Origin of the sequence: Streptomyces sp. NPDC050264, from assembly GCF_040655895.1 — a bacterium.
GTDB lineage: Bacteria > Actinomycetota > Actinomycetes > Streptomycetales > Streptomycetaceae > Streptomyces.
The window spans coordinates 410,738-436,914 of record NZ_JBFAKV010000005.1; the positions used below are offsets into that span (position 1 = coordinate 410,738).

Here is a 26,177-nt window from a genome sequence, read left to right on the forward strand (position 1 = left end):
TGTGGCGGCGGTTCTTCTCCGGCTGGATCCGGGCAGCACGCCACCCGTTGATCCATGTGTGGACGCCACTCTTCCGTTGCTCGTCACCAAGGGCAAGGCCCCGGCCACAACCCTCCTGACCTCCGGGGGAACAGCGACGCCTCACATACGGGACTCAACGCCCGTGCCGCACAGGGCCACTGCGGCACGGGGCCCGCGAACACGGCTTGTTTCTTGCCTAGTTCCGTCAGCGGTCCGTCACAGCGGCGCGATGTCCGGCGCCCCGAGCCGGGCCGCGTCGGCCGTGAGGTCGTCCGGCTGCAACTGCGACTCCCGCTCCGCCTCCACCCGCTTCTCGTAGTGCTGGACCTCACGCTCCACCTGGTCCTTGTCCCAGCCGAGCACCGGCGCCATGAGTTCGGCCGCCTCGCGCGCGGACCGCGTCCCCCGGTCGAAGGTCTCGATGGAGATCCGGGTCCGCCGCGTCAGCACGTCGTCGAGGTGCCGGGCCCCTTCGTGCGAGGCCGCGTACACGATCTCCGCCCGCAGATAGTCGTCGGCGGCGCTCAGGGGCGCCCCGAGGCCGGGATCCGCGCTGATCAGCTCCAGCACTTCCTGCGCCAACGCCCCGTACCGGTTGAGCAGATGCTCGACGCGCACCACGTGCAGCCCGGTGCGGGCGGCGATCCGTGCCCGCGCGTTCCACAGCGCCCGGTACCCCTCGGCGCCCACCAGCGGCACGTCCTCGGTCACGCACTCGGCGACCCGCTGGTCGAGCGCGTGCACGGCCTCGTCCACGGCGTCCTTCGCCATGACCCGGTACGTCGTGTACTTGCCGCCCGCGACGACGACGAGCCCCGGCACGGGATGCGCCACGGTGTGCTCGCGCGACAACTTGCTGGTGGCGTCGGACTCCCCGGCGAGCAGCGGCCGCAGACCGGCGTACACCCCTTGCACGTCGTCGCGGGTGAGGGGCGTGCCGAGCACGGAGTTCACATGCTCCAGCAGATAGTCGATGTCGGCGCTGGACGCCGCCGGATGGGCCTTGTCGAGATCCCACTCCGTGTCCGTCGTGCCCACGATCCAGTGCCGCCCCCACGGGATGACGAACAGCACGCTCTTCTCGGTCCGCAGGATCAGCCCGGTCGTCGAGTTGATCCGGTCCTTCGGCACGACGAGGTGGATTCCCTTGGAGGCGCGTACGTGGAACTGGCCGCGCTCCCCGACCATGGCCTGCGTGTCGTCGGTCCACACCCCCGTGGCGTTGACGACCTGCTTGGCGCGGATCTCGTACTCGCCGCCGCCTTCTACGTCCTGCACCCGCGCCCCGACGACCCGCTCGCCCTCCCTGAGGAACCCGGTGACGCGCGCCCGGTTGGCGGCCTTCGCCCCGTACATGGCGGCGGTCCGCACCAGCGTCGCGACGTACCGCGCGTCGTCCATCTGCGCGTCGTAGTACTGCAACGCGCCGACCAGCGCGTCCTTCTTCAGGCACGGCGCGACCCGCAGCGCGTGCTTGCGCGACAGATGCCGGTGCATCGGCAGCCCGCGCCCGTGTCCCCGGGCCATGGCCATGCCGTCGTACAGGGCGACGCCAGAACCCGCGTACAGCCGCTCCCACCCCTTGTGCTGCAAGGGGTACAGGAACGGCACGGGCTTCACGAGGTGCGGCGCGAGCCGTTCGAGCAGCAGCCCCCGCTCCTTCAGCGCCTCCCGTACGAGCGTGAAGTCCAGCATCTCCAGATACCTGAGCCCGCCGTGGATCAGCTTGCTGGACCGGCTCGACGTGCCCGAGGCCCAGTCCCGCGCCTCGACGAGGCCGGTGGACAGGCCGCGCGTCACCGCGTCCAGGGCCGTTCCCGCGCCGACCACCCCGGCGCCCACGACAAGAATGTCCAGCTCGCCCTCGGCCATCGCCGCGAGGTCCTCCGCGCGCTGCTCGGGTCCCAGTGTCGCTGCCTTCACTGCTGCCTCCCGCTGTCGTCGGCGCCGGCCTCACCGGCAGATGTACCCGGGCTCACGGGACGCAAGCAGGGCACCTGATGCGGCATGTCCCGATTCTTCCCTCGATGCCCGCTTTCGGCCACCACGAGAACGGTCGGACATGACCCGGCGGCGACGGTCGGGCAACACTCCACAACCCAAGGCGGCGCAATACCGTATATCGGTCATATTTACTCCTAGTCTGACATTGCGCTCGTCCATCCTGTCCACCGGGCTTGCGCACTCGTCCCACTCCGGCTAAAAGCCGGGTCCGCCTCCGGGAAGGACGGCCATCGCCATGCCCGCAGATCTCGCCGTCGTCGGCCTCGGCCACCTCGGCCTGCCGCTCGCGCAGGCCGCCGTCGCCGCAAGGATCGCGACAGTCGGCCACGACCCGGCCCGCGCCCAGGACCTCGCCGCGGGCCGCGTCCCCGGTATCGGCGACGACGCGGCCCTGACCGCCGCCGACGTCCGCCGGATGCTCGCCGGCGGTTTCCGCCCCACCGCGAACCCCGCCGAACTGGGCCGCGTCCGCACCGCCGTCATCTGCGCCCCCACCCCGCCCGGGGCGGACGGCACCCCCTCCCTCGCCCCTGTCATCGAGGCGACCCGCACCCTGGCCGCCCACCTCCGCCCGCACACCACGGTGATCATCGAATCGCCGGTCCCCCCGGGCACCACGGAGACCGTCCTCCTCCCCCTCCTCGAAGAGGGCTCGGGGCTGCGCGCGGGCCGCGACTTCCACCTGGCCCACGCCCCGGGCCGGCTCGACCCCGGCAACCGCACCCAGCCCTACGCCGCCACCCCCAAGGTCATCGGCGGCCACACCCCCGCCTGCACGGAATCGGCGGCGGCCTTCTACGGCCGCCTCACCGACAAGGTCGTCCGCGCCCGCGGCCCGCGCGAGGCGGAGACCGTCCACCTCCTGGAGACGAACTACCGCCACGTCAACATCGCCCTGGTCAACGAGATGGCCGTCCTCTGCCACGACCTGGGCGTCGACCTCTGGGACGTCATCCGCTGCGCCGAGACCAAACCCTTCGGCTTCCAGGCCTTCCGCCCGGGCCCCGGCGTCGGCGGCCACGCCCTCCCCCAGGACCTCTCCTCGCGCCACCTGCCCGCCCGCCCCCTGCGCATGGTGGAAGTGGCCCGCCAGGTCAACAACCACATGCCGGCCTACGTGGTCCAGCGCGCGGCCACGCTCCTCAACGAGCACGGCAAGTCCGCCCGCGGCGCCCGCGTCCTGCTCCTCGGCATCACGTACAAACCCGACCTCGCCGACCAACAGGCCGCCCCCGCCCAGGAGATCGCCACCCGTCTCATGCAACTCGGCGCGTCCGTCAGCTACCACGACCCGTACGTCCCGTCCTGGAACGTCCTGGAACGCCCGGTCCCACGCGCCGACTCCCTCTACGAGGCCGCGGCCGACGCCGACCTGACGATCCTGCTCCAGCACCACCGCACGTACGACCTCCAGGGCCTGGCGGTCAAGGCCCAACTCCTCCTGGACACCAGAGGAGCGACACCGGCGGGCGCGGCCCACCGCCTCTGACTGCTAATCTGCGGCCCCTCTGGGCACACCCGTGCCCATGCTCACTCTTCGGGGGACCGCATGACCCAGCCACCACCGCCACAGGACAGCAACCCGTACGCCCAGCAGCCGCCGCAGCCGGGCTACGGCCAGCAGCAGCCGTACGCCCCGTTCCCGCAGCAACAGCAGCCCCAGCCGGGCGGCTTCGCACCCCCGGCTCCGCCGGCCCGTAGCGGGAACGCCGCCCTCGGCATAGTCGCCGCCGTGGTCCTGGCCCTCGTCACGGCCTGGATCTACGGCGCCGTCATGAAGGCGACCGAGCACGAGATCGGCTACGCGGCCGTGGCGGTCGGCGCCGTCATCGGCTTCGCCGCGGGCAAGATCGGCGGCCGCAACCAGGTCCTGCCGTTCGTCTGCGCCGTGCTGGCGCTCGGCGCGGTGTACCTGGGTCAGCTCACCGGGTACGCGATGGTCATCGCCGAGATGGGGAACGTCTCGTTCCTTGACATCCTCACCGACCACTTCGGCGACCTCAGCAAGGGCTGGAAGGAGGAGGCCGACTTCATGACGTACCTCTTCCTCGTCATCGGCGCCGTCGCCGCGTTCGGCAGCTCGAAGAAGGCAGCCCTCTGACCGACGCTCCAGAAATGGGTGGGGCCCCGCCGATCCGGCGGGGCCCCACCCATTTCCTGCTACGACACGGCGTCAGCGCCGGTGCTGGGAGTCGGCCACCGTGACCTCGACCCGCTGGAACTCCTTGAGCTCGCTGTACCCGGTCGTGGCCATGGCCCGCTTCAGCGCGCCGAAGATGTTCATCGACCCGTCGGGCGTGGCCGAGGGACCGGTCAGAACTTCCTCCGTGGTCCCCACGGTGCCCAGGTCGACCTTCTTGCCGCGCGGCACGTCCTCGTGGACGGCCTCCATGCCCCAGTGGTGACCGCGGCCGGGCGCGTCCGTGGCGCGGGCCAGCGGCGACCCCATCATCACGGCGTCGGCGCCGCAGGCGATGGCCTTGGGCAGGTCGCCGGACCAGCCCACGCCACCGTCGGCGATGACGTGCACGTACCGGCCGCCGGACTCGTCCATGTAGTCGCGCCGGGCGGCGGCCACATCGGCCACAGCGGTCGCCATCGGCACCTGGATGCCCAGCACGTTCCGCGTGGTGTGCGCGGCGCCGCCGCCGAACCCGACCAGGACACCCGCGGCACCGGTCCGCATCAGGTGCAGCGCGGCGGTGTACGTGGCGCAGCCGCCGACGATCACCGGCACGTCGAGCTCGTAGATGAACTGCTTGAGGTTGAGCGGCTCGGCGGCGCCCGACACGTGCTCGGCGGAGACGGTGGTCCCGCGGATCACGAAGATGTCGACGCCCGCGTCCACCACGGCCTTGGAGAACTCGGCGGTGCGCTGCGGGGAGAGCGCGGCGGCGGTGACGACACCGGAGTCGCGCACCTCCTTGATGCGCTGCCCGATCAGGTCGGCCTGGATGGGAGCGGCGTAGATCTCCTGGAGGCGACGCGTGGCGTCGTCGGTGTCCAGCTCGGTGATCTCGTCGAGCAGCGGCTGCGGGTCCTCGTACCGGGTCCACAGACCTTCGAGGTTCAGCACGCCGAGCCCGCCCAGCTCACCGATGCGGATCGCGGTCGCCGGCGAGACGACGGAGTCCATGGGAGCGGCCAGGAACGGCAGCTCGAAGCGATAGGCATCGATCTGCCAGGCGATCGAGACCTCCTTCGGGTCGCGGGTGCGCCGGCTCGGAACGACGGCGATGTCGTCGAAGGCGTACGCGCGGCGGCCGCGCTTGCCGCGCCCGATCTCGATCTCAGTCACGTTGTGTGGGCCTTTCCCTCTGGGTCTGCGTGTCCAGTATCCCCGACACGCGAGTGAGGGGCGGCCCCGGCAATCCGGGGCCGCCCCTCACACCGGCGTCGGTGTTACTTGCGGCTGTAGTTCGGCGCCTCGACCGTCATCTGGATGTCGTGCGGGTGGCTCTCCTTGAGACCCGCGGACGTGATGCGGACGAAGCGGCCCTTGGACTCCATCTCGTCCACGGCGGCGGCACCCACGTAGCCCATCGTCTGGCGCAGGCCGCCGACGAGCTGGTGCAGCACGTTGGCCAGCGGGCCGCGGTAGGGCACCTGGCCCTCGATGCCCTCGGGGACCAGCTTGTCGTCCGAGGCCACGTCGGCCTGGAAGTAGCGGTCCTTGGAGTACGAGCGGCCCTGGCCGCGGGACTGCATGGCCCCGAGGGAGCCCATTCCGCGGTAGGACTTGAACTGCTTGCCGTTGATGAACAGCAGCTCGCCCGGGGACTCCTCGCACCCGGCGAGCAGGCTGCCCAGCATGACCGTGTCGGCACCGGCGGCGAGCGCCTTGCCGATGTCGCCGGAGTACTGCAGGCCGCCGTCGCCGATGACCGGGACGCCGGCCGCCCGGGCGGCGAGGGCCGCCTCGTAGATGGCGGTGACCTGCGGGACGCCGATACCGGCGACCACACGCGTCGTACAGATGGAGCCGGGACCGACGCCGACCTTCACGCCGTCGACTCCGGCGTCGATCAGGGCCTGCGCGCCGTCACGCGTCGCGACGTTGCCGCCGATGACGTCGACGTCGACGCTGGACTTGATCTTCGCCATCCAGTTCAGCGCGTTGCTGTTGTGGCCGTGCGAGGTGTCGACGATGAGGAAGTCGACGCCCGCCCCGGCCAGCGCCTGGGCGCGCTCCAGCGCCTCGGGGCTCGCGCCGACGGCGGCACCGACGAGGAGCCGGCCCTCGGCGTCCTTGGCCGCGTTCGGGTACTGCTCGGCCTTCTTGAAGTCCTTGACCGTGATGAGGCCCTTGAGAATGCCCGCGTCGTCGACCAGCGGAAGCTTCTCGATCTTGTGGCGGCGCAGCAGCTCCATGGCGTCCACACCGCTGATCCCGACCTTGCCGGTGACGAGCGGCATCGGCGTCATGACCTCGCGGACCTGACGGCTGCGGTCGTTCTCGAACGCCATGTCGCGGTTGGTGACGATGCCGAGCAGCTTGCCCGCCGGGTCGGTCACCGGGACACCGCTGATGCGGAACTTGGCGCACAGCGCGTCGGCCTCGGCCAGCGTCGCGTCCGGGTGCACCGTGATCGGGTCGGTCACCATGCCGGACTCGGAGCGCTTCACGAGGTCGACCTGGTTGACCTGGTCCTCGATGGACAGGTTCCGGTGCAGCACACCGACGCCGCCCTGCCGTGCCATGGCGATGGCCATGCGCGCCTCGGTGACCTTGTCCATGGCCGCGGAGAGCAGCGGGATGTTCACGCGCACGTTGCGAGAGATGCGGGACGAGATGTCGACCGCGTTCGGGAGTACCTCCGAAGAGCCCGGCAGCAGCAGCACGTCGTCGTAGGTCAGCCCGAGTGTCGCGAATTTCTCGGGCACTCCGTCGACGTTTGCAGTCATGACACCTTCCCCAAATGGCCTTGATCGGTGCGGATGTCCATGCTAACGGGAACCAGAGGTGTCTCATTCCACGATCAAGATCATCGGCTTGGTTTGTACGTTCCCACGTAGGCGGCCGGCGCCCCGCGCCACCGCGCACTACTGCTCGGCGAGGGCCCGCAGGCGGCTCAGCGCCCGGTGCTGCGCGACACGCACGGCTCCGGGTGACATGCCCAACATCTGCCCGGTCTCCTCGGCGGTGAGCCCGACGGCGATCCGCAGAAGCAGCAGCTCCCGCTGATTGTCCGGAAGGTTCGCGAGGAGTTTCTTGGCCCATTCGGCGTCACTGCTCAGCAGCGCCCGCTCCTCGGGCCCGAGCGAGTCGTCCGGCCGCTCCGGCATCTCGTCCGACGGCACCGCCGTCGAACCGGGGCCGCGCATCGCCGCGCGCTGCAGATCGGCGACTTTGTGCGCGGCAATGGCGAAAACGAACGCCTCGAAGGGGCGCCCGGTGTCCTTGTAGCGCGGCAGCGCGAGCAGCACCGCGACACAGACTTCCTGGGCGAGGTCCTCCACGAAGTGCCGTGCGTCCCCGGGGAGTCGGGAAAGACGCGTACGGCAGTAGCGGATGGCCAGGGGATGGACGTGCGCGAGCAGATCATGCGTGGCCTGCTCGTCGCCGTCGACGGCGCGGCCGACGAGCGTACCGACGACCCCGCGCGGGGTCACTGCATCGTCGTCACGCATCGGTCCATGGTGCCTTGCCGACGCGCGGTCCGTGGCACCGCGCCCTTGGTTGTGCACCGAAGCGTTATGAGCGGGTGCGCCGGAACTCATCTCCTGCGCCCTCCCCTCTCGCTGACCCTGCTCGCCCGACTCGTCGTCCCCGAGGAACTCCACACCTCAAGGATGCGGCATCACTCGCGAAACCGGGGAACACCGCCGGACAGCGCCCCATCAAGGGGGACGGGGACCGGCGCGACCAGCAACGATGAAAGCCGCGCGAAACCACCGGCCCGTCACGGCACCCCGGCGGAGCGCTACCGCACCAGGCCCCAGCGGAAGCCGAGCGCCACGGCGTGCGCGCGGTCCGAGGCGCCGAGCTTCTTGAACAGCCGGCGCGCGTGCGTCTTGACCGTGTCCTCGGAGAGGAAGAGCTCGCGCCCGATCTCGGCGTTGGACCGGCCGTGGCTCATGCCCTCGAGCACCTGGATCTCACGCGCGGTGAGGGTGGGCGCCGCGCCCATCTCGGCCGAGCGCAGTCTGCGCGGGGCGAGCCGCCACGTCGGGTCGGCGAGGGCCTGTGTGACCGTGGCCCGCAGCTCGGCGCGCGAGGCGTCCTTGTGCAGATATCCGCGGGCACCGGCGGCGACCGCGAGCGCGACCCCGTCCAGGTCCTCGGCCACGGTGAGCATGATGATGCGCGCACCGGGGTCGGCGGAGAGCAGTCGCCGGACCGTCTCGACGCCGCCCAGTCCAGGCATGCGGACGTCCATGAGAATGAGGTCCGAGCGGTCGGCGCCCCAGCGGCGGAGAACTTCCTCGCCGTTGGCCGCGGTCGTCACGCGCTCGACGCCGGGCACGGTCGCGACCGCGCGGCGAAGCGCCTCTCGGGCAAGCGGGGAGTCGTCGCAGACGAGGACGGATGTCATGTCCGTCCTCCGCAGCTGATGCGCGTCACCTTGAGCCTCCAGGCTTTGTACGAATCGTCACCTGTGCGGTCGACGCTCTCGGACAGTTGCCCGAGCGCTTGTTCTTTCAACCGCCACCGCACTCTCAACGATGGTCACTCGAAAGAGTTACGGGTCGGACGGCCTCGTTCGGCACTCTACGTGAGGGGCCGGACACAGTGCAGACGGCGCAACAGACCCTCAAGTTTTCAACACAAGCTATGCCCCATTTAGCGGCTTTTCTTCCCTTTTGCTGGTGTCTGTAGCTAGATTCGCAATGAGTCATATTTTCATCTCCTTAGACAGTAGATGTACGGTCATGGGCACCGTATCCGCGTCACAACGGCTACAAGGGGACAACGCAATGGCAGATTTCTCCCGTCTTCCCGGACCGAACGCGGATCTGTGGGACTGGCAGCTCCTCGCGGCCTGCCGCGGGGTCGACAGCTCGCTCTTCTTCCACCCGGAAGGTGAGCGGGGAGCGGCGCGCAGCGCCCGTGAGAACTCGGCGAAAGAGGTCTGCATGAGGTGCCCGGTGCGCGCCGAGTGCGCTGCTCACGCCCTACAGGTGCGTGAGCCGTACGGCGTGTGGGGCGGCCTGACCGAGGACGAGCGCGAAGAGCTGATGGGACGGGCCCGCAACCGGCTCGTCACCGCGACGGCAACGGGTGGCGGTGGGATCGCGTCAGCTGCCGCTCACCACTGAAGGAACGTTTCTGCAAGGACGAGACCGCAGGCGGCGACCGCGGGCGCGGGCAGCCGCGCCCGCGCCCGGACTCAGCGGGTGGCGGCCTTCGCCAAGTGGTCGAGGGTCGCGGCGACCGCCGGAACCTGGGACAGATCGGGCAGGGTGAGCGCGACGATCTCGCGCAGCACGGGCGGCTCCACCGTCACTGTGCGTGCACCCTTGGGCCGAACAGACTCGATGGCCAGTTCGGGCAGAACGGCAACACCGAGCCCCGCGCCGACCAGGCCGACCACCGCCGGATAGTCGTCCGTGGCGAAGTCGATGCGCGGGGCGAACCCGGCGCCGCGGCACACGTCGACGAGCTGGCGGCGGCAGCGCGGGCAGCCCGCGATCCACGGGTCGTCCGCGAACGCGTCGATGGTCACCGAGCCCGCCCCGGCGAGCCGGTGGCCCTCGGGGACCAGGCCCACGAGCCGGTCGGCCAGCAGCGGGCGTACGACGAGGTCGTCCCACTCCTCCGCCGCGTGCGCGCCCTCGTACCGGAAGGCGAGAGCCACGTCGCAGTCGCCCTCGCGCAGCATCTCCACCGAGCGCGGGGGCTCCGCCTCCACCAGCGAGACGCGGGTGCCGGGGTGCGCGGCGCGCAGCGCGGCCAGGGCCGTCGGGACCAGGGTCGAGCTGCCGCTGGGGAAGGAGACGAGCCGGACGCGCCCGGCGCGCAGGCCCGCGATCGCGGCGACCTCCTCCTCGGCGGCGGTGAGCCCGGCGAGGATGCCCGCCGCGTGCCGGACGAGGGCCTCGCCGGCCTGGGTCAGGCGCATCTCGCGGCCCGTGCGGATCAGCAGCGGCGTACCGGCCGAGGTCTCCAGGGCCTTCATCTGCTGGCTGACGGCGGGCTGGGTGCAGCCCAGCTCGCGGGCCGCGGCCGAGAAGGAGCCGGTGGCGGCCACGGCGCGCAGGACACGGAGATGACGGGCCTCGATCATGGTTCAAGCATAAGCGGCGCTTGGGGATCGCGCCGAATAATGCGTGGCGACTTTGGTCACGGGTCCCGTACCGTGCGATGCCATGAAAATCTTGTCGCTGAATCTGGGGCGCGCCACGCCCGTCGCGTACACCGACCAGCCCGAGGGCGTGACCGGCATCGACAAGCAGCCGGTCGCGGGACCCGTGCGGGTGACCGCGCCCGGTGAGAAGGGGGTCGGCGCGAGCGGCCTCGCCGGGGACGCCGTGTGCGACCTGCGGCACCACGGCGGGGACGACCAGGCGGTGTACGCGTTCGCGCGCGAGGACCTGGACGCGTGGGAGCAACTCCTCGGCCGGGCGCTGCCCAACGGGGTGTTCGGCGAGAACCTCACCACCGAGGGCGTCGACGTCTGCGGGGCGAAGATCGGCGAGCGCTGGCGGATCGGCCCCGACCTGCTCCTGGAGGTGAGCTCCAGCCGGATTCCGTGCAAGACCTTCCAGGGGCATCTGGGCGAGAAGACCTGGGTCAAGCGGTTCACGCAGGAGAAGAGGCCGGGCGCGTACCTGCGGGTGATCGAGCCGGGCGAGATCCGGGCCGGGGACACCGTCGAGGTCGTGCACCGGCCCGCGCACGAGGTGACCGTCGCCTTCGAGTTCCGGGCCGTGACGACCGAGCGCGAGCTGCTGCCGCGGCTGCTGGCCGCCGGGGACGCGCTGCATTACGAGGTCGAGCAGCAGATACGGACGTACACCGAGAAGTACGACGCCCGGTCCGCCTGAACGGGGCCGGACGGCGCTCCGGTGATCACGAGCATCACCGGAGCGTCACTAACCTTGCCCCATGACTACGGCACTGATCACGGGATCCACCGCGGGCATCGGCGCCGCCTTCGCCCGGCGCCTCGCCGCCGACGGCCACAATCTGGTGCTCGTCGCCCGCGACACGAAGCGGCTCCAGGAGCAGGCGACCGAACTGCACGACCGGCACGGCATCGAGGCCAAGGTGCTGACCGCGGACCTCGCCACGGACAAGGGCATCGCGGCCGTCGAGAAGCGGCTGCGGGACCCCAAGGCCGCGGTCGATCTGCTCGTCAACAACGCCGGGTTCGGCAACAAGGGCCACTTCCTGGAAGTGCCCATGGCCGACGAGCTGACGATGCTGAAGGTGCACTGCGAGGCGGTGCTGCGGCTGACGTCGGCGGTGACGGCGGGGATGCGCGAGCGCGGGCGCGGCGGCGTCATCAACGTGGCGTCGGTGGCGGCTTTCGTGCCGCGCGGCACCTACGGGGCGTCGAAGGCGTGGGTCGTGCAGTTCACGCAGGGCGCGGCGAAGGATCTGGCGGGCAGCGGGGTGCGGCTGATGGCGCTGTGCCCGGGCTTCGTGCGTACGGAGTTCCACCAGCGGGCCGGGATGGGCACGGGCAACATCCCGAACTGGATGTGGCTGGACGCCGACAAGTTGGTCGCGGCGGCGCTCGCGGACCTCGCGCGCGGGAAGTCGCTGTCGATCCCGGACCCGCGGTACAAGGCGCTGATGGGCGTCGTGAAGGTGACGCCGCGCGCCCTGCTCGGCGGAATCACGTCGCGGACAGGGCGTAAGTACGGGCCGCAGTAGCGAAGGTTTGGCGCGAAGCGGCCGCCCCGCGCGAATTGCGAACGCTTCGTGTACGCGGATCCGGCGGCGCACACGGGTGCCCTCTCCGGGTCTGCCCCGGGACCCGACCGGAACGCACCGAGGCCCGGCCCCCGCGACGGGGACCGGGCCTCTGCTGTGCGTGGCGTCAGTGCGAGTGACCGTGGCCGTGACCGGCCTCGGGCTCTTCCTCGGCCGGCTTCTCGACGACCAGGGTCTCGGTCGTCAGGAGCAGGGAGGCGATGGACGCGGCGTTCTCCAGGGCGGAGCGCGTGACCTTGACCGGGTCGATGACGCCGGCCTTGACCAGGTCGCCGTACTCGCCGGTCGCGGCGTTGTAGCCGGAGCCCTTCTCGAGCTCGGCGACCTTGGAGACGATCACGTAGCCCTCGAGGCCCGCGTTCTCCGCGATCCAGCGCAGCGGCTCGACGGCGGCGCGGCGGACGACCGCGACACCCGTGGCCTCGTCGCCGGTCTTGTCGAGGTTGCCCTCGAGGACCTTGACGGCGTGGACGAGCGCGGAGCCACCACCGGAGACGATGCCCTCCTCGACCGCGGCGCGGGTCGCGGAGATGGCGTCCTCCAGACGGTGCTTCTTCTCCTTGAGCTCGACCTCGGTCGCGGCGCCGACCTTGATCACGCAGACGCCGCCGGCGAGCTTCGCGAGGCGCTCCTGGAGCTTCTCGCGGTCCCAGTCGGAGTCCGTGTTCTCGATCTCGGCCTTGATCTGGTTCACACGGCCGGCGACCTCGTCGCTGTTGCCGCCACCGTCGACGACCGTGGTGTCGTCCTTGGTGATGGTCACGCGGCGCGCGGTGCCGAGCACGTCCAGGCCGACCTGGTCGAGCTTGAGGCCGACCTCTTCGGCGATGACGGTGGCACCGGTGAGGGTGGCCAGGTCCTGCAGCATCGCCTTGCGGCGGTCACCGAAGCCGGGGGCCTTCACCGCGACGGCGTTGAACGTGCCGCGGATCTTGTTCACGACCAGGGTCGACAGGGCCTCGCCCTCGACGTCCTCGGCGATGATCAGGAGGGGCTTGGAGCCGCCGGCCTGGATGACCTTCTCCAGGAGCGGGAGCAGGTCCTGGATGGACCCGATCTTGCCCTGGTGGATCAGGATGTACGGGTCGTCGAGGACGGCCTCCATACGCTCCTGGTCGGTGACGAAGTACGGGGACAGGTAGCCCTTGTCGAAGGCCATGCCCTCGGTGAAGTCGAGCTCCAGACCGAAGGTGTTGGACTCCTCGACGGTGATGACACCGTCCTTGCCGACCTTGTCCATCGCCTCGGCGATGAGCTCGCCGACCTGCGAGTCCTGGGCCGACAGACCGGCGACGGCCGCGATGTCGGCCTTGTCGTCGATCGGACGGGCGGTGGCGAGGAGCTCCTCGGACACCGCCTTGACGGCGGCGTCGATGCCCTTCTTCAGGGCGGCCGGGGAAGCACCGGCGGCAACGTTGCGCAGGCCTTCCTTGACCAGGGCCTGGGCCAGCACGGTGGCGGTGGTGGTGCCGTCACCCGCGATGTCGTTGGTCTTGGTCGCCACCTCCTTCACCAGCTGCGCGCCCAGGTTCTCGTACGGGTCGTCGATCTCGACCTCGCGGGCGATGGTGACACCGTCGTTGGTGATGGTGGGGGCGCCGAACTTCTTGTCGATGACGACGTTGCGGCCGCGGGGGCCGATCGTCACCTTGACCGTGTCGGCAAGCTTGTTGACGCCGCGCTCGAGGGCGCGACGGGCGTCCTCGTCGAACTTCAGGATCTTCGCCATGGGAGCGGTTCAGCCCTCTCGGAAAACTAGGGGTGAAGCTTGGTGAACGAACCACGCCCCTGACCCCGGCTTCTTACGATCGCGGGTGCCAGGGGCGCTGTTCAAAGCAGAAAAAGCTTCTCGGCTTGCTTACTTCTCGACGATCGCGAGAACGTCGCGGGCCGAGAGGACGAGGTACTCCTCGCCGTTGTACTTGACCTCGGTGCCGCCGTACTTGCTGTACAGCACGATGTCGCCGGTCTTCACGTCGAGCGGAAGGCGCTCGCCGTTCTCGAAGCGGCCCGGGCCCACGGCGAGGACGACGCCCTCCTGGGGCTTCTCCTTCGCGGTGTCCGGAATGACCAGGCCAGAGGCCGTGGTCTGCTCGGCGTCGAGCGGCTGGACCACAATGCGGTCCTCGAGCGGCTTGATGGCAACCTTGGAGCTGGCGGTCGTCACGATCCGGTCTCCCCCTTCGGAGATCTACGGGGTTAACAGTCTGGGGTGGCGACCAGGTGGATCCGTCGTCGCGGGTGCCGGACCTGCCCGTCGCTGTTGGCACTCTCCAGTGGTGAGTGCCAGGGCCGAGACTATGACCGCGATTAGCACTCGGTCAAGCGGAGTGCCAATCGACTCCGTCGCGGCGCGGCATTTCGGTCGGCCCGCACGGGGTTGCGGCCGCTCAGAGATAGTCCTCCAGGCGCCCCACCGTGAAGCCCTGTTCCTGGATGCGGCGCAGCGTTCGCGCGGTCGTCCCGGTCAGGCTCTCGCCCTTCGGGGCGGAGGGGGCGTGGAGGATGTCGCCGGGGCGCAGGTCGTCGCTCCGCCGCGCGGCGCGCCACAGGACGATCGCGTCGATGCCGCACGCGCCCGCCGCGCGCAGGGTGTCCGCGTCGTAGTTGCCGTAGGGCGGGCGGAGCAGGCGCGGCGCCGTGCCGAAGCGGGCCTTGAGACGGTCCTGCTCGCCGCAGATCTCGGCGTGCTGTTCCACGTAACCGAGGCCGGGCAGGAACGGGTGCGTGAGGGTGTGGTTCCCGACGCCGGCGCCGAGCGCGCGGAGCCTGCCGAGACGGTCGTGGCCGGGGTCCGTACCGGAGTGCGTGAGAAAGACCGAGACCGGCAGGCGCAGGTCGCGGATCATGTCGGTGAAGCGCGGACCCTGCTCGGCGCCGTCGCCGATACTGCCGTCGTCGATGGTGAGGAAGACGACCTTGTCGCGGGTGGGTACGCGGTCGATCACCGGGGGGACCGCGCCGGGGGCGCGGGGCGGGAGCACCCGGTGGGCGCGGGGCGCCGGGGCCAGCGGGGTCCTGAGCCCCCAGCGGCGATGGGCTTCGGGCGCCGGCACCCCGGCCGCCGCGGTCCGCGGATGGTGGCGGACCTTCTGCGCGGCCTTCCTGCCCATCCGCTCGATCGGGTCGACGGACTGCGCGCACCCGGAGAGCAGCACGGCGGCCAGGGCGCAGGCGACCATCCGCCGCGCCCCGGCCGCGCCGACGGCAGCCTCCGCCCAGGGAGTTGTCACAGGTAGTCCTCCAGGCGGGCCACGGCGTACCCCTTGCCGGTGACGTACTTCAGGAACGTGCGGACCATGTCGGGCATCGTGCCGTTCCAGTCCTTACGGCCCCGGAAGTGCGTGAGGATGATGTCGCCCGGGTGGATGTCCCGGTCCCATTCGCGGTGGTCCATGCGGTCCACGAACGCCTCGGCGTTCCAGATCGGCGCGTACGTGATGCCGCACGCCTTGGCCGCCTTCAGGGTGTCCTGGTTGTAGTCGCCGAACGGCGGCCGGAAGAGCGTGGGCCGCTTGCCGTACTTCTTCTCGATGACGTCCTGCATGCCGCAGATCTCGTGCTTCTGCCGCTTGTAGGAGAGACCGGGGAGGTAAGGGTGGTGCAGCGTGTGGTTGTTGAGGGTGATGCCCAGGCTCTGCGCCTTCTTGAAGTAGTCGTACCCGGGCTTGACCTCGCGGTCGGTCAGGAAGGCCGTGTACGGGATCTTGAGGTCGCTCATCATCTTCAGGAACCGCGGGTCCTTGTCGGCCCCGTCGTCGATGGTGAGGAAGACGATCTTTTCCTTCGTGGGGATGGTCGTGAAGACCGGCGGCAGCCCGAGCGCGGCCTGGTCGTCGACCTCGAAGCCCTTACGGGGCTTGATGACGGGCTTCTTCGCGGGCGGCTCGGGCGCGGCGAGCGGCACCTTCGCGAGACCCCAGCGCCTGGCCGCTGCGACCCGCTGCGCCCGCTCGGCCTTGAGCCTGGTGGCGTACGAGTCGAGGGCGCGGGCGGGCGGCGCGTTCAGGGCCTGCTGCCCGGGGGCCGGTGTCACGGCACCTTCGTCGGATCCGGCGGCACAGCCGGTGGCGAGCGCGGCGGCGGCGAGGGCGGCGGCCGTGCCGCGGAGCGCCGCCCGTTTCCCGGATCTGGCGCGAGTCCCCTTTGAGGCGGTTTCCTCATTTTGTCGTACTAGTTGCATGGCGCCGGATCCTCGCAGCTCAAGGCCCTGATCACGGGCCGACACCGCCGCCGGGCGCGCGCCGTCCTCCGACTGGCCCACAATGTTCCGGTGAACGACTTCTCCGCCCTGCTCACACCGGCCGGCCAGGCCCTGCTCGACGCACTGCGCGACCACGACCCGGCACAGGAGCTCGCGCTCGCCACCCGGCTGCGCCGCGAGCACCCGGCCGAGCTCGTCTCGGCGGCGCTCGCCCAGGCGCGGCTGCGGCAGCGGGCGGTGGCGAAGTTCGGGCCCGAGGACGCGGCCCGCATGTACTTCACGGCGAACGGGGTCGAGCAGGCGACCCGGACGAGCGTCGCCACGTACCGCGCCGAATCCTTCCGGGCCCTCGGCGTCAGCTCCGTCGCCGACCTGTGCTGCGGCATCGGCGGCGACGCGATCGCGCTGGCCCGCGCCGGGATCTCGGTGCTCGCCGTCGACCGGGACCCGGAGACGTGCGCCGTGGCGCGGGCCAACGCGGCCGCCCTCGGCCTCGACGACCTGATCGAGGTGCGGGAGGCGGATGTGACGGAGGTGGACACCACCCCGTACGACGCCGTCTTCGTGGACCCGGCCCGGCGCTCCGACAAGCGCGGGCGGATCTTCGACCCCGAGGCCTACTCCCCTCCGCTGTCCTGGGCCGTCGCCACCGCGCGCAAGGCACCGCGCGCCGCGCTGAAGATCGCGCCGGGCATCCCGCACGAGGCGATCCCGGCCGAGGCCGACGCCGAGTGGATCTCGGACGGCGGTGACGTGAAGGAGGCCGTGCTGTGGTTCGGCACGGAACCCGGCCGGATGCGCGCCACCCTGCTGCCGGGGCCGCGGGAACTCGTCGGGCGCGGACTGCCGGACCCCGAAGTGCGGCCGGTCGGGCGGTACTTGTACGAGCCCGATGGAGCCGCCATCCGGGCGCACCTGGTCGCCGAGGTGGCCGAGCAGGTCGGCGGCGGGCTGATCGACGAGACCATCGCCTACGTCACCGGGGACGAGCGGCACCCGACCCCGTACGCCACCGCGTACGAGATCACCGACCAACTCCCCTTCAACGTGAAGAAGTTGAAGGCGCTGCTGCGGGAGCGGGAGGTCGGGGTGCTGACCGTGAAGAAGCGGGGTTCCGCCGTCGAGCCGGAGGAGCTGCGCCGCAAGGCCATGCCCAAGCCCTTCGGGAAGCGGGCGGTGACGGTGTTCCTGACCCGGGTCGGCGGGGCCCCGACCATGCTGGTGGGGCGGCCGGCCACAAGCTCCGGCGCCTGAGGAGCGCGCCTGACGCGGGTCAGCGGTCGATGCGCCCCAGCAGGAACCCCCCGTTCCCGTTCATCGCGGGCCGGCCCCGGCGCCCGCCGGAACTCCGCCCGCGCCTCCTCCACCCGCCCCAGCCGCTCCAGCAATCGCGTAGCCGCCGCCGACCTCCTTGGTCTCGGTGAACGGGCCGTCGGTGGCGGTGATCCCGCCCCTGTCGTCGTGCACGCGCTTGCCCCCGGCGGGGGCGTTCCGCTCGTCGATACGGATCATCGTCAGATAGCGCGGACGATCGTCTCCTACGTCTTCGGGGCGGGCCGGTGGCCGTACCCGCCGGCCTCTCACCCTTGCGTCGAACGGACGGCACCCGGATCGACACGGCCGCCCGATCTCCTCGAAGAATCTTTCCGGCCGTACGTCTTCGCAGGTCAGCGACGGACCCCACGTTGCTTACGCCCAGCTGATCCGCCGCCTGTCAGGGTGCTCCCCCATGCCGTTCGACCACAACGACCACTACCACCGCCTCCTGCTGCGCCACCTGCCGCCGGGCGGCCGCAGCGCACTCGACGTCGGCTGCGGCACGGGCCGCTTCGCGCGCCGCCTCGTCGCGCGGGGCTACCGGGTCGACGCGCTCGACCCGGACCCGGCCACGCTCGCCGCGGCTGAGGCGTCGGGCGGCGGCCCGCGCTACCGCCTGGCGGACGCCTCGACGGAGGGGCTCCCGGAAGCCCACTACGACGTGATCACCTGTCTGGCCAGCCTGCACCACATGCCGTTCGGGACGCTGACCCGCTTCCGCGAGGCCCTCGCGCCCGGCGGCCGTCTCCTGGTCCTCGGCTGCTACGCCGGCGTCACGCCCCGGGACCTGGCCGCGGTCCCGGTGAACGCGGTGGCCCGTGCGGCCGTGTACGGCGCCGAACGCGCCCGCGGCATCCGTACGCCCCCGCGCAGAGCACCGGTCCGGCAGCCGGAGATGACGCTGCCTCAGGTCCGCGCGGAGTCGGCGCGTCTGCTGCCCGGCAGCGAGCTGCGTCAACTGCTTTTCTGGCGCTACCTGTTGACGTACACGAAGTGAGGCGGGCCGGCCGGGACGGTGGAGCCGGTCACCGCAGCGACTCCCACAGCTCCTTCGCCTCCGGCTCGTCGGCCACCACCCGGTTCCCGTCCGAGGGCGCCCGCACCACCGGCATCATGACCGTCTTCAGGGAGTCCGCCGACAGGCCGCTCACGCTCCGCGCCAGGCCGCTCAGTTCGGTGAGGGAGTCGAGCCCGGTGTCCGCGGTGAGGCTGCCGGTGGCCGCGTCGGCGATCTTGTAGAGGCGGGCCGGGTCGGTCAGCAGGCCGTCGGCCGAGACCTGCCCGATCAGCGCCTTGACGAGCTGCTGCTGCAGCTTGATGCGGCCCAGGTCGCTGCCGTCGCCGATGCCGTGCCGGGTGCGGGCGAAGGCGAGGGCCTGTTCGCCGTCGAGGTGGTGGTCGCCGGCGTCCAGGTGGAGGTGGCTGAGGTCGTCGTCGATGTCCTCGGTGGTGGTGACGTCCACGCCGCCGAGCGCGTCGACGATCTTCGCGAAGCCCGCGAAGTCGACCTCCAGGTAGTGGTCCATGCGGACCCCGGTGAGCTGCTCGACGGTCTTCACGGCGCAGACCGGACCGCCCACCGAATAGGCGCTGTTGAACATGACGTTGTACGCGACCGCGGTCGTGCCGCCGGACTCCGTCGGGCAGGAGGGGCGTTCGACGAGGGTGTCGCGGGGGATGCTCACCACCGTCGCCGCGCTGCGGTCGGCGTCGAGGTGCACGACCATCGCGGTGTCGGAGCGGGCCCCGCCGCTGTCACCGCCGCCGAGCGCCTTGTTCGCCTTGCCGGTGCGTGAATCGGAGCCCAGGACAAGGATGTTGAGGACACCCTTCTCGACCGGCTCGGACGACGGTGACGCGGACGCCGAGGGCGAGGCGGCGGCGGCCACGGGCTTGACCGGGCGGTCGTCGCCGAGGGCGCCGTCGATGTCGACGCTGCGTATGTTGTGGTCGAGGTGCCAGTAGACCCATCCGGCCCCCGCCCCTCCGAGCACCAGGACGCAGCCGAAGGCGAGCGCCACCGCCTTCACCGCACGTGCGCGGAACCGTTTCTGCTCAGTCACACAGGGAACATAAGTCCGAATTATTACAGCGGTAAACCACTTGGCAGACGATTTTCGGAAATCTCAGTCAGTTCTCAGCTGCCCGCGGACCGGGCGGCGGACCCGATGTCAGACCGCCTCGAAACGCCACCTGTGCACGGCCCGGGTCACCAACTCGGCCCCGGGCTCGGGGAGTTCGGGCAGCACGGCGTCGTAGTCGGCATCCCACCACGTGATCACGAGGACCCGGTCCCGCGGAGCGCGCAACGTCTCGCGGCGCTCCGGCGCCCGCGCCAGGACCTGCGCCTTCACCCAGGCGAGCAGCTCCTCGCCGCGGCCCTCGACGGCCCGGGCCTCCCACATCAGCGCGACGCTCACGAGTACAGGTTCTCCTTGCTGACCTCGTGCACGTGGTCGTGCCCGTGGTGATGATGGCCGGGCACGTGCGGCTCCGTCACCGGCAGCGACGAGTCCGCCGACAGGTCCCAGGACGACGGCTCCCGGTTGCGCGCCACCATCTCGGCGCCGAGCGCGGCGACCATCGCGCCGTTGTCCGTGCAGAGCTTGGGGCGCGGCACCCGCAACCGGATCCCGGCCCGCTCACAACGTTCCTGGGCCAGCGCCCGCAGCCGCGAGTTGGCGGCCACCCCGCCGCCGATCATGAGGTGGTCGACGCCCTCGTCCTTGCAGGCACGCACCGCCTTGCGGGTCAGCACGTCGACGACCGCCTCCTGGAAGGACGCCGACACGTCGCGCACGGGCACGTCCTCACCGGCCGCCCGCCTGGCCTCGATCCAGCGGGCCACGGCGGTCTTGAGGCCGGAGAAGGAGAAGTCGTACGCGGCGTCGCGCGGGCCGGTCAGTCCGCGCGGGAAGGCGATCGCGTTCGGGTCGCCCTCCTTCGCGTACCGGTCGATGACGGGGCCGCCGGGGAAGCCGAGGTTCAGCACCCGCGCGATCTTGTCGAAGGCCTCGCCCGCCGCGTCGTCGATGGTCGCGCCGAGCGGCCGCACGTCCGAGGTGATGTCGCTGGACAGCAGGAGCGAGGAGTGGCCGCCGGACACCAGGAGCGCCATCGTCGGCTCGGGCAGCGTGCCGTGCTCCAGCTGGTCGACGCAGATGTGCGAGGCCAGGTGATTGACGCCGTAGAGCGGCTTGCCGAGGGCGTACGCGTACGCCTTCGCGGCCGAGACGCCGACGAGCAGCGCGCCCGCGAGCCCCGGCCCGGCGGTGACGGCGATCCCGTCGAGGTCCTTCGCGGTGATGCCCGCGTCCTTCAGGGCCCGGCGGATCGTCGGGACCATCGCCTCCAGGTGCGCGCGGGAGGCGACCTCGGGCACGACGCCGCCGAAGCGGGCGTGTTCGTCGACGCTGGAGGCGACGGCGTCGGCGAGCAGGGTGGTGCCGCGGACGATGCCGACGCCGGTCTCGTCGCAGGAGGTCTCGATACCGAGGACGAGCGGTTCGTCAGCCATCATTCTTCTCTTCGGTTCCTGGTACGGGAGTTGCCGGTGCGGGTTCTTGGGTGGTGGTCAGGCGCATCACGAGGGCGTCCACGTTGCCCGGCTGGTAGTAGCCGCGGCGGAAGCCGATCGGCTCGAAGCCGAAACGCTCGTAGAGCTTCTGCGCCCGCGTGTTGTCGACGCGTACTTCGAGCATCACCTCGGCGACCTCGAAGGCGGTGGCGTGCCGCAGGAGTTCGGTGAGCAGCCGGGCGCCGAGCCCGCTGCCCCAGTGGTCGCGGGCGACGGCGATGGTCTGCACGTCGGCGCCGTCGGCGGAGCCGCCTTCGGAACCGGTCCCGGAGACGGCGAGCCCGCCGTAACCCACGAGCCGGTCGTCCTCGTAGGCGACGACGTAGCGCCGCGTCGAACCGACACCGCGCGCGTGCGCGAGCTCGGACCAGAACATGCCGCGCGACCAGGCGTCGTCCGGGAAGAGGTCCTTCTCCAAAGCGAGCACGGGATCGATGTCCCACCAGCGCATCTCGCGCAGTTCCGCCGTCAGAGTCGTCACTTCGGGGTGACCACCTTGTAGTTCTTGGGGACCTGGGCGTCGGGGCGGCGCAGGTACAGGGGCCGCGGTTCGGGAAGTTCCTCGCCGGCCGCGAGCTTCTCGGCGGCGAGGGCGGCCAGCGCGGCGGCGGACACGTGCTCGGGGCCGCGCGGGTCCGTGAACGTGTCGGGGTAGAGCAGCGCGCCCGCGCCGACCGCGGGCAGTCCGGCGACTGCCTCGGCGAGATCGGCGGGCCGGTCGACGGCGGCTTCGGTGACCCGGGTGCGCCGGTCCGCGTAGCGCGCCCAGTAGACCTCCTTGCGCCGCGCGTCGGTGGCCACCACGAAGGGGCCCTCGACGTCCTTCGCGGCGTACGCGAGGCCGTCCAGCGTGCACAGTCCGTACACGGGAACGTCGAGCACGAGCCCGAAGGTGTCGGCGGTCATCAGGCCGACGCGCAGTCCGGTGTACGGTCCCGGGCCCATGCCCACGACGATCCCGGTGACGGCGTCGAGCTTCACACCGGCCTCGGAGAGCACCCGGTCGACGGCGGGCAGCAGCAGCTCCCCGTGTCTGCGGGCGTCGACCTGACTCGACTCGGCGACGGCGGCGGTGCCGTCGTGCAGGGCGACGGTGACGGCGGGGGTGGCGGTATCCACGGCGAGCAACAGCACGCAAACAGCCTACGGCTCCGACGGTGCGGACATGTCCGCGCTGTCGGCATCGGGGCCCGCGAGGCCCCGGCTGCTACCGTCACTCAGAGCCGTCACTGGCGTCGTACAGGCGTACATACGTACATGAGAGGCAGGCACCTGGTGGCACGGAGCAGCACCGGATTCGTGACCGCGCTGACCGTTGGCGCGCTCGCCGCGGTCGGCTTCCTCGCGTACCAGGCGTCGGCGAACACACCCGACGACTTCGGCAAGCCGAAGGCCGATGCCTCCCCCTCCGCGGCGGCGTCCCACTCCGCCAAGGACAAGAAGGACCCCGCCACGCTGCCCGCGCAGTCCGGCGCCGGCGAGCGTGTCGTCTACGCCCTGGGCGCCGACCGGGTCTGGCTGGTAGGGGCGGACGGCAAGGCGCAGCGCACGTTCCAGGTGATGCCCGGCACGGTCGAGCCGACCGCGGGCAAGTACACGGTGACCTCGCGCTCCGGTTCCGTCACCGGCACCGACGGGGTGCCGATCGAGCACGTCGTACTGTTCGCGAACACGGGCGGGGTACCGGTCGGGTTCAGCGCGGCGGTCGACGGCTCCACGCCGTCGCCGGATCCGTCGAAGCAGACCGGCGGCATCCGGGAGTCGCGGGCCGACGGTGCGGCGATGTGGGAGTTCGCGACGTTCGGCCAGAAGATCGTCGTCGTCCCCTGACGCCGGCGGTTTCCCGACGCAGGTCATTCGCCTAAGCGCAGCGCGGGCTCGCTTCTTCTTCGCGCCCGTGAACCGTACGCGGCTGCTCGCGCTCCGCGCCGCTCTGCCCTGGCGGGGTCGACACCGCCCGGGCCGCCGCGCACGAGGCCAGCAGCTCCCCCATCGACACCCCGCGCGCGACGTCCTGCCGGGAGGACGGCTCAGGGTGCCGCACAACACGTTCCGAAGCCGACATGAGCGCCTCCCGAGCAGGCGTGGTTAGGTAGACCTAACTAAGTCCGGTCTCCATGTGAACACGCCGAACACGCGCCGCGCAACATTTTGCCGACGCGTTGTCGGGATGTGGTCCGGAATACGGGTGACGGGGGTCCTGGATACGGACGTCTCAGCCGGTCAGGGACCCCAGATCGGCCTGGCCCCAGCGCTCGCCGATGCCGTGCAGCGTCACGACGCGCACCTCGTCCGTGGTGTCGCCCGTGGCCCGGTCGATGAGCACGTGCAGCCGGTCGTCGGACAGCTCCTCGACCTTGCCGTCGCCCCACTCCACGACGACGACGGAGTCCGGCAGGGACACGTCGAGGTCGAGGTCCTCCATCTCGTCGAGGCCGCCGCCGAGCCGGTACGCGTCGACGTGCACCAGGGCCGGCCCTCCGGCGAGGGGCGGGTGCACGCGGGCGATCACGAACGTCGGGGAGGTGACCGCGCCGCGCACGCCGAGCCCCTCGCCGAGCCCGCGGGTCAGTGTCGTCTTGCCCGCGCCCAGCTCGCCGGTGAGCATGACGAGGTCGCCCGGGCGCAGACGCTTGGCCAGGGCCAGGCCCAACTCCCGCATTTCGTCCGGGGAGTTGACCGTGACCGTGACGGTCGTGACGGGGGCGGCGGGATCAGCCGCCGGGCTGTGCGGTGCTGCCGGTGTCTCCATGGCTCCCCACGGTAGCGGCAGCGGCCGGCACTCCCGCGCGGGCCAGCAGGTCCGCGAGGCGGTCCGTGACGGCCTCCGGGTCCTCCAGCATCACGAGGTGCCCGGCGTCCGGCACCAGCACGAACTCGGCGTCCGGCAGCAGCGCCGCGATCGCCTCGCTGTGCCCGCTCGGCGTCACCAGGTCCTGCTCCCCGGCCAGCACCAGGACGGGCAGCCGTGCGAAGCGCTCCAGGGCGGCCGTCTTGTCGTGCTCCTGGAACGCCGGATAGAACTCGGCGACCACGTCGATCGGCGTGCCCTCGATCATCCGCTCGGCGAACCGGGCGATCGCCGGGTCGACGTCCCGCGTCGCGAACGAGTACCGCTTGATGATCCCGGCGAACAGGTCCGCCGTCGCGCGCCGCCCCTTCTCGACGAGGTCGGCCCGCTGCCCGAGCACCTTCAGGAGGCCGGGCAGCACGCGCCGCACCGCGGCCACCCCGGCGACCGGCAGCCCGTAGTTGACCTCGCCGAGCTTCCCCGACGACGTCCCCACCAGGGCCACGCCGATGACTCGCTCGCGGACCAGCTCGGGGCACCGGTCGGCCAGCGCCATCACCGTCATGCCGCCCATGGAGTGGCCGACCAGCACGATCGGGCCCTCGGGCGCGGCCGCGTCGATGACCGCCCTGAGGTCATCGCCGAGCCGGTCGATGGAGACGGGGATGCCCTCCTCCAGCTGCTCCGCCCCGCGCTCGGAACGGCCGTGGCTGCGCTGGTCCCAGTAGACGCTGCGCACGACGCCGCGCAGGGCCGCGCGCTGGAAGTGCCAGGAGTCCTGGTTGAGGCAGTAGCCGTGGCTGAAGACGACGGTGACGGGGGCCGGGGCCCTGCGGCCGAACAGCCGGCGTCTGCGCGCGCCGTCACCGGTGTCCGGCTCGACCTCGTCGACCTCGTAGTACAGCTCGGTGCCGTCGGCGGCGCGGGCCCGGCCGGGGACGCCGCGCAGCGCTCCGTAGGGTCCCGAGGCGTCGAGGGCGAGCCGGGCCCTGCGGCGCATGCCGCGGCCCACCGTCAGCCGCTCGACGGCGACACCGGCCGCGGCTCCCGCGGCGACCACGCCTATCGCGGCGCCGGCCAGTCCGGCCCGCCGCCAGCTCGCCGAAGCCGCGGCTTCGGCGACGGCCGCCGTGGCCTGTGCGCTGCTCTCGCTCACGTGCCGTTCCTCCTACGGAATGCCGTTCCCTGTCTCAAGCCGGGCCGTCGTCTCAGGTCGTGCGAGGCTGCCCCGCGTCCACGTAGACGCGGGGTACCCGGGAACCGATGCGCGTCACGATCTCGTACGCGATGGTCCCGGACGCGGCCGCCCAGTCCTCGGCGGTCGGCTCGCCCGCGTCCCCCGGGCCGAACAGCACCGCCTCGTCACCCGCGGCGGGCTCGTCCCCGCCGAGGTCGACGACGAACTGGTCCATCGCGATGCGTCCGGCGACCGTGCGCCGCTTGCCGCCGATCAGGAGCGGGCCCGTGCCGGAGGCATGCCGCGGGATGCCGTCCCCGTAGCCGAGCGGCACCAGGCCCAGCGTCGTCTCGCCGGGCGTGACGTAGTGATGCCCGTAACTGACGCCGAGTCCACCTGGCGCGTGCTTCACCAGCGCGAGGTTCGCCTTGAGCGTCATCACGGGGCGCAGCCCGAAGTCGGCGGGCGTACCGAGCTCGGGGCTCGGCGAGATCCCGTACATGGCGATACCGGGGCGGACCAGGTCGAAGTGGGTCTCGGGGAGGGTGAGCGTGCCCGGCGAGTTCGCGATGTGCCGCACCTCCGGGGTGACGCCCTGCCCCTCCGCGTACGCGACCATCTCGCGGAAGCATTCCAGCTGCGGCGCGATGGAGGGATGCCCGGGCTCGTCGGCGCAGGCGAAGTGCGACCACAGGCCGGTGACCGTGACGAGGCCCTCGGCCTGCGCCCGCAGGGCCTCGCGCACCAGCTCGGGCCAGTCGGCGGGCAGGCATCCGTTGCGTCCGAGTCCGGTGTCGGCCTTCAGCTGGACGCGGGCCGTGCGGCCCAAGTCCCGCGCCGCTTCCGTGACTTCGCGCAGCGCCCACAGGCCGCTCACCGACATGTCCAGGTCGGCCTCGACGCCCTCGCGCCAGGGTCCGCCGGGCACCCACAGCCAGCACATGATGCGGCCGGGCAGGCCCGCGGCGCGCAGCTCCAGGGCCTCCTCCGCGGTGGCGGTGCCGATCCATTCGGCGCCCGCCTCCTTGGCGGCGCGGGCGACCGGGATCATGCCGTGCCCGTACGCGTCCGCCTTCACGACGGCCATGAACGCGGCCCCCGGCGCATGGGCGCGCAGGGACCGCACATTGGCCTTCAGGGCGGCGAGATCGATCTCGGCGCGGGCCCGGAGCGGGGCAGTCACGTTCTCGTTCATCGTGCGCC

27 protein-coding genes are annotated in these 26,177 nt (G+C 71.4%); 8 read left to right on the forward strand and 19 right to left on the reverse strand.

The window, feature by feature from the left end:
- Positions 1-237: 237 nt before the first annotated feature.
- Complete coding sequence (locus tag AB0J02_RS11570; protein WP_363193388.1) at positions 238-1,944, reverse strand: glycerol-3-phosphate dehydrogenase/oxidase; 1,707 nt, start codon at positions 1,942-1,944, stop codon at positions 238-240.
- A 316-nt stretch (positions 1,945-2,260) separates the two neighbouring features.
- Between AB0J02_RS11570 and AB0J02_RS11575 the strand changes: the two genes are divergently transcribed.
- Positions 2,261-3,514 (forward strand): nucleotide sugar dehydrogenase, encoded by a 1,254-nt coding sequence (locus AB0J02_RS11575; protein ID WP_363193389.1) that lies wholly within the window; start codon positions 2,261-2,263, stop codon positions 3,512-3,514.
- Positions 3,515-3,574: 60 nt separating this feature from the next.
- Complete coding sequence (locus tag AB0J02_RS11580; protein WP_363193390.1) at positions 3,575-4,126, forward strand: hypothetical protein; 552 nt, start codon at positions 3,575-3,577, stop codon at positions 4,124-4,126.
- A gap of 72 nt (positions 4,127-4,198) precedes the next feature.
- Here AB0J02_RS11580 and AB0J02_RS11585 read toward each other — a convergent pair whose 3' ends face one another.
- The 4 genes from AB0J02_RS11585 to AB0J02_RS11600 all read right to left on the reverse strand — a co-directional run bounded on the left by AB0J02_RS11585 (position 4,199) and on the right by AB0J02_RS11600 (position 8,561).
- Positions 4,199-5,323, reverse strand: coding sequence for a GuaB3 family IMP dehydrogenase-related protein (locus AB0J02_RS11585; protein ID WP_363193391.1), 1,125 nt, complete (start codon positions 5,321-5,323; stop codon positions 4,199-4,201).
- Between the two features lie 104 nt (positions 5,324-5,427).
- Entirely contained in the window at positions 5,428-6,930 is a 1,503-nt protein-coding gene (gene guaB / locus AB0J02_RS11590; RefSeq protein ID WP_363193392.1) for an IMP dehydrogenase, read from the reverse strand.
- Between the two features lie 138 nt (positions 6,931-7,068).
- Positions 7,069-7,656: a sigma-70 family RNA polymerase sigma factor gene (locus tag AB0J02_RS11595; protein ID WP_363193393.1), complete on the reverse strand. Its 588-nt coding sequence runs from the start codon at positions 7,654-7,656 to the stop codon at positions 7,069-7,071.
- Between the two features lie 293 nt (positions 7,657-7,949).
- Entirely contained in the window at positions 7,950-8,561 is a 612-nt protein-coding gene (locus AB0J02_RS11600; RefSeq protein WP_003948568.1) for a response regulator transcription factor, read from the reverse strand.
- 382 nt (positions 8,562-8,943) lie between these two features.
- Here AB0J02_RS11600 and AB0J02_RS11605 point away from each other — a divergent pair, with 382 nt between their 5' ends.
- The gene (locus AB0J02_RS11605) at positions 8,944-9,285 is read left to right on the forward strand and encodes a WhiB family transcriptional regulator (protein ID WP_363193394.1); all 342 of its coding nucleotides are present in this window, start codon (positions 8,944-8,946) and stop codon (positions 9,283-9,285) included.
- 71 nt (positions 9,286-9,356) lie between these two features.
- Here AB0J02_RS11605 and AB0J02_RS11610 read toward each other — a convergent pair whose 3' ends face one another.
- Positions 9,357-10,253, reverse strand: a complete 897-nt coding sequence (locus tag AB0J02_RS11610) for a LysR family transcriptional regulator (RefSeq protein ID WP_363193395.1) — start codon at positions 10,251-10,253, stop codon at positions 9,357-9,359.
- An 82-nt stretch (positions 10,254-10,335) separates the two neighbouring features.
- Here AB0J02_RS11610 and AB0J02_RS11615 point away from each other — a divergent pair, with 82 nt between their 5' ends.
- A complete protein-coding gene (locus AB0J02_RS11615; RefSeq protein WP_363193396.1) occupies positions 10,336-11,013 on the forward strand; it encodes an MOSC domain-containing protein in 678 nt (225 codons plus the stop codon).
- Between the two features lie 61 nt (positions 11,014-11,074).
- On the forward strand, positions 11,075-11,848 hold the full coding sequence (locus AB0J02_RS11620) for an SDR family oxidoreductase (protein ID WP_363193397.1): 774 nt from the start codon (positions 11,075-11,077) through the stop codon (positions 11,846-11,848).
- A gap of 166 nt (positions 11,849-12,014) precedes the next feature.
- Here the strand turns inward: AB0J02_RS11620 and groL are convergent, their stop codons facing one another.
- From groL to AB0J02_RS11640, 4 genes are all read right to left on the reverse strand, one after another.
- On the reverse strand, positions 12,015-13,637 hold the full coding sequence (groL, locus tag AB0J02_RS11625) for a chaperonin GroEL (RefSeq protein WP_363193398.1): 1,623 nt from the start codon (positions 13,635-13,637) through the stop codon (positions 12,015-12,017).
- 129 nt (positions 13,638-13,766) lie between these two features.
- The gene (gene groES / locus AB0J02_RS11630) at positions 13,767-14,075 is read right to left on the reverse strand and encodes a co-chaperone GroES (protein WP_016434667.1); all 309 of its coding nucleotides are present in this window, start codon (positions 14,073-14,075) and stop codon (positions 13,767-13,769) included.
- A gap of 223 nt (positions 14,076-14,298) precedes the next feature.
- On the reverse strand, positions 14,299-15,090 hold the full coding sequence (locus tag AB0J02_RS11635) for a polysaccharide deacetylase family protein (protein WP_363193446.1): 792 nt from the start codon (positions 15,088-15,090) through the stop codon (positions 14,299-14,301).
- Between the two features lie 47 nt (positions 15,091-15,137).
- Positions 15,138-16,091 carry a polysaccharide deacetylase family protein gene (locus AB0J02_RS11640; protein WP_363193399.1) on the reverse strand — a complete coding sequence of 318 codons (954 nt, stop codon included), beginning with the start codon at positions 16,089-16,091 and terminating at the stop codon, positions 15,138-15,140.
- A 90-nt stretch (positions 16,092-16,181) separates the two neighbouring features.
- Between AB0J02_RS11640 and AB0J02_RS11645 the strand changes: the two genes are divergently transcribed.
- Positions 16,182-17,366 carry a methyltransferase domain-containing protein gene (locus AB0J02_RS11645; protein WP_363193400.1) on the forward strand — a complete coding sequence of 395 codons (1,185 nt, stop codon included), beginning with the start codon at positions 16,182-16,184 and terminating at the stop codon, positions 17,364-17,366.
- Positions 17,367-17,426: 60 nt separating this feature from the next.
- Here the strand turns inward: AB0J02_RS11645 and AB0J02_RS11650 are convergent, their stop codons facing one another.
- Complete coding sequence (locus AB0J02_RS11650; protein WP_363193401.1) at positions 17,427-17,624, reverse strand: hypothetical protein; 198 nt, start codon at positions 17,622-17,624, stop codon at positions 17,427-17,429.
- Between the two features lie 217 nt (positions 17,625-17,841).
- On the opposite strand from AB0J02_RS11650, the gene AB0J02_RS11655 reads away from it, so the two are divergent.
- Entirely contained in the window at positions 17,842-18,426 is a 585-nt protein-coding gene (locus AB0J02_RS11655; RefSeq protein WP_363193402.1) for a class I SAM-dependent methyltransferase, read from the forward strand.
- A gap of 28 nt (positions 18,427-18,454) precedes the next feature.
- Here the strand turns inward: AB0J02_RS11655 and AB0J02_RS11660 are convergent, their stop codons facing one another.
- The 5 genes from AB0J02_RS11660 to tsaB form a co-directional block, all read right to left on the reverse strand.
- On the reverse strand, positions 18,455-19,459 hold the full coding sequence (locus tag AB0J02_RS11660; RefSeq protein WP_363193447.1) for an LCP family protein: 1,005 nt from the start codon (positions 19,457-19,459) through the stop codon (positions 18,455-18,457).
- A gap of 141 nt (positions 19,460-19,600) precedes the next feature.
- Positions 19,601-19,849, reverse strand: coding sequence for a hypothetical protein (locus tag AB0J02_RS11665; RefSeq protein ID WP_363193403.1), 249 nt, complete (start codon positions 19,847-19,849; stop codon positions 19,601-19,603).
- Positions 19,846-20,946, reverse strand: a complete 1,101-nt coding sequence (tsaD, locus tag AB0J02_RS11670) for a tRNA (adenosine(37)-N6)-threonylcarbamoyltransferase complex transferase subunit TsaD (protein WP_363193404.1) — start codon at positions 20,944-20,946, stop codon at positions 19,846-19,848. Before tsaD ends, AB0J02_RS11665 begins: the two co-directional genes overlap by 4 nt.
- A complete protein-coding gene (rimI, locus tag AB0J02_RS11675; protein WP_363193448.1) occupies positions 20,939-21,457 on the reverse strand; it encodes a ribosomal protein S18-alanine N-acetyltransferase in 519 nt (172 codons plus the stop codon). Before rimI ends, tsaD begins: the two co-directional genes overlap by 8 nt.
- A gap of 26 nt (positions 21,458-21,483) precedes the next feature.
- Positions 21,484-22,140: a tRNA (adenosine(37)-N6)-threonylcarbamoyltransferase complex dimerization subunit type 1 TsaB gene (gene tsaB / locus AB0J02_RS11680; RefSeq protein ID WP_363193405.1), complete on the reverse strand. Its 657-nt coding sequence runs from the start codon at positions 22,138-22,140 to the stop codon at positions 21,484-21,486.
- A gap of 123 nt (positions 22,141-22,263) precedes the next feature.
- Between tsaB and AB0J02_RS11685 the strand changes: the two genes are divergently transcribed.
- Positions 22,264-22,836, forward strand: coding sequence for a hypothetical protein (locus AB0J02_RS11685; protein WP_363193406.1), 573 nt, complete (start codon positions 22,264-22,266; stop codon positions 22,834-22,836).
- Positions 22,837-23,221: 385 nt separating this feature from the next.
- On the opposite strand, the gene tsaE is transcribed toward AB0J02_RS11685, so the two are convergent.
- The 3 genes from tsaE to alr are packed head-to-tail and all read right to left on the reverse strand — an operon-like array spanning position 23,222 to position 26,169.
- A complete protein-coding gene (gene tsaE, locus AB0J02_RS11690) occupies positions 23,222-23,758 on the reverse strand; it encodes a tRNA (adenosine(37)-N6)-threonylcarbamoyltransferase complex ATPase subunit type 1 TsaE (RefSeq protein ID WP_363193407.1) in 537 nt (178 codons plus the stop codon).
- The gene (locus AB0J02_RS11695; protein ID WP_363193408.1) at positions 23,721-24,953 is read right to left on the reverse strand and encodes an alpha/beta hydrolase; all 1,233 of its coding nucleotides are present in this window, start codon (positions 24,951-24,953) and stop codon (positions 23,721-23,723) included. Before AB0J02_RS11695 ends, tsaE begins: the two co-directional genes overlap by 38 nt.
- A 52-nt stretch (positions 24,954-25,005) precedes the next feature.
- A complete protein-coding gene (gene alr, locus AB0J02_RS11700) occupies positions 25,006-26,169 on the reverse strand; it encodes an alanine racemase (protein WP_363193409.1) in 1,164 nt (387 codons plus the stop codon).
- Positions 26,170-26,177 lie beyond the last annotated feature (8 nt).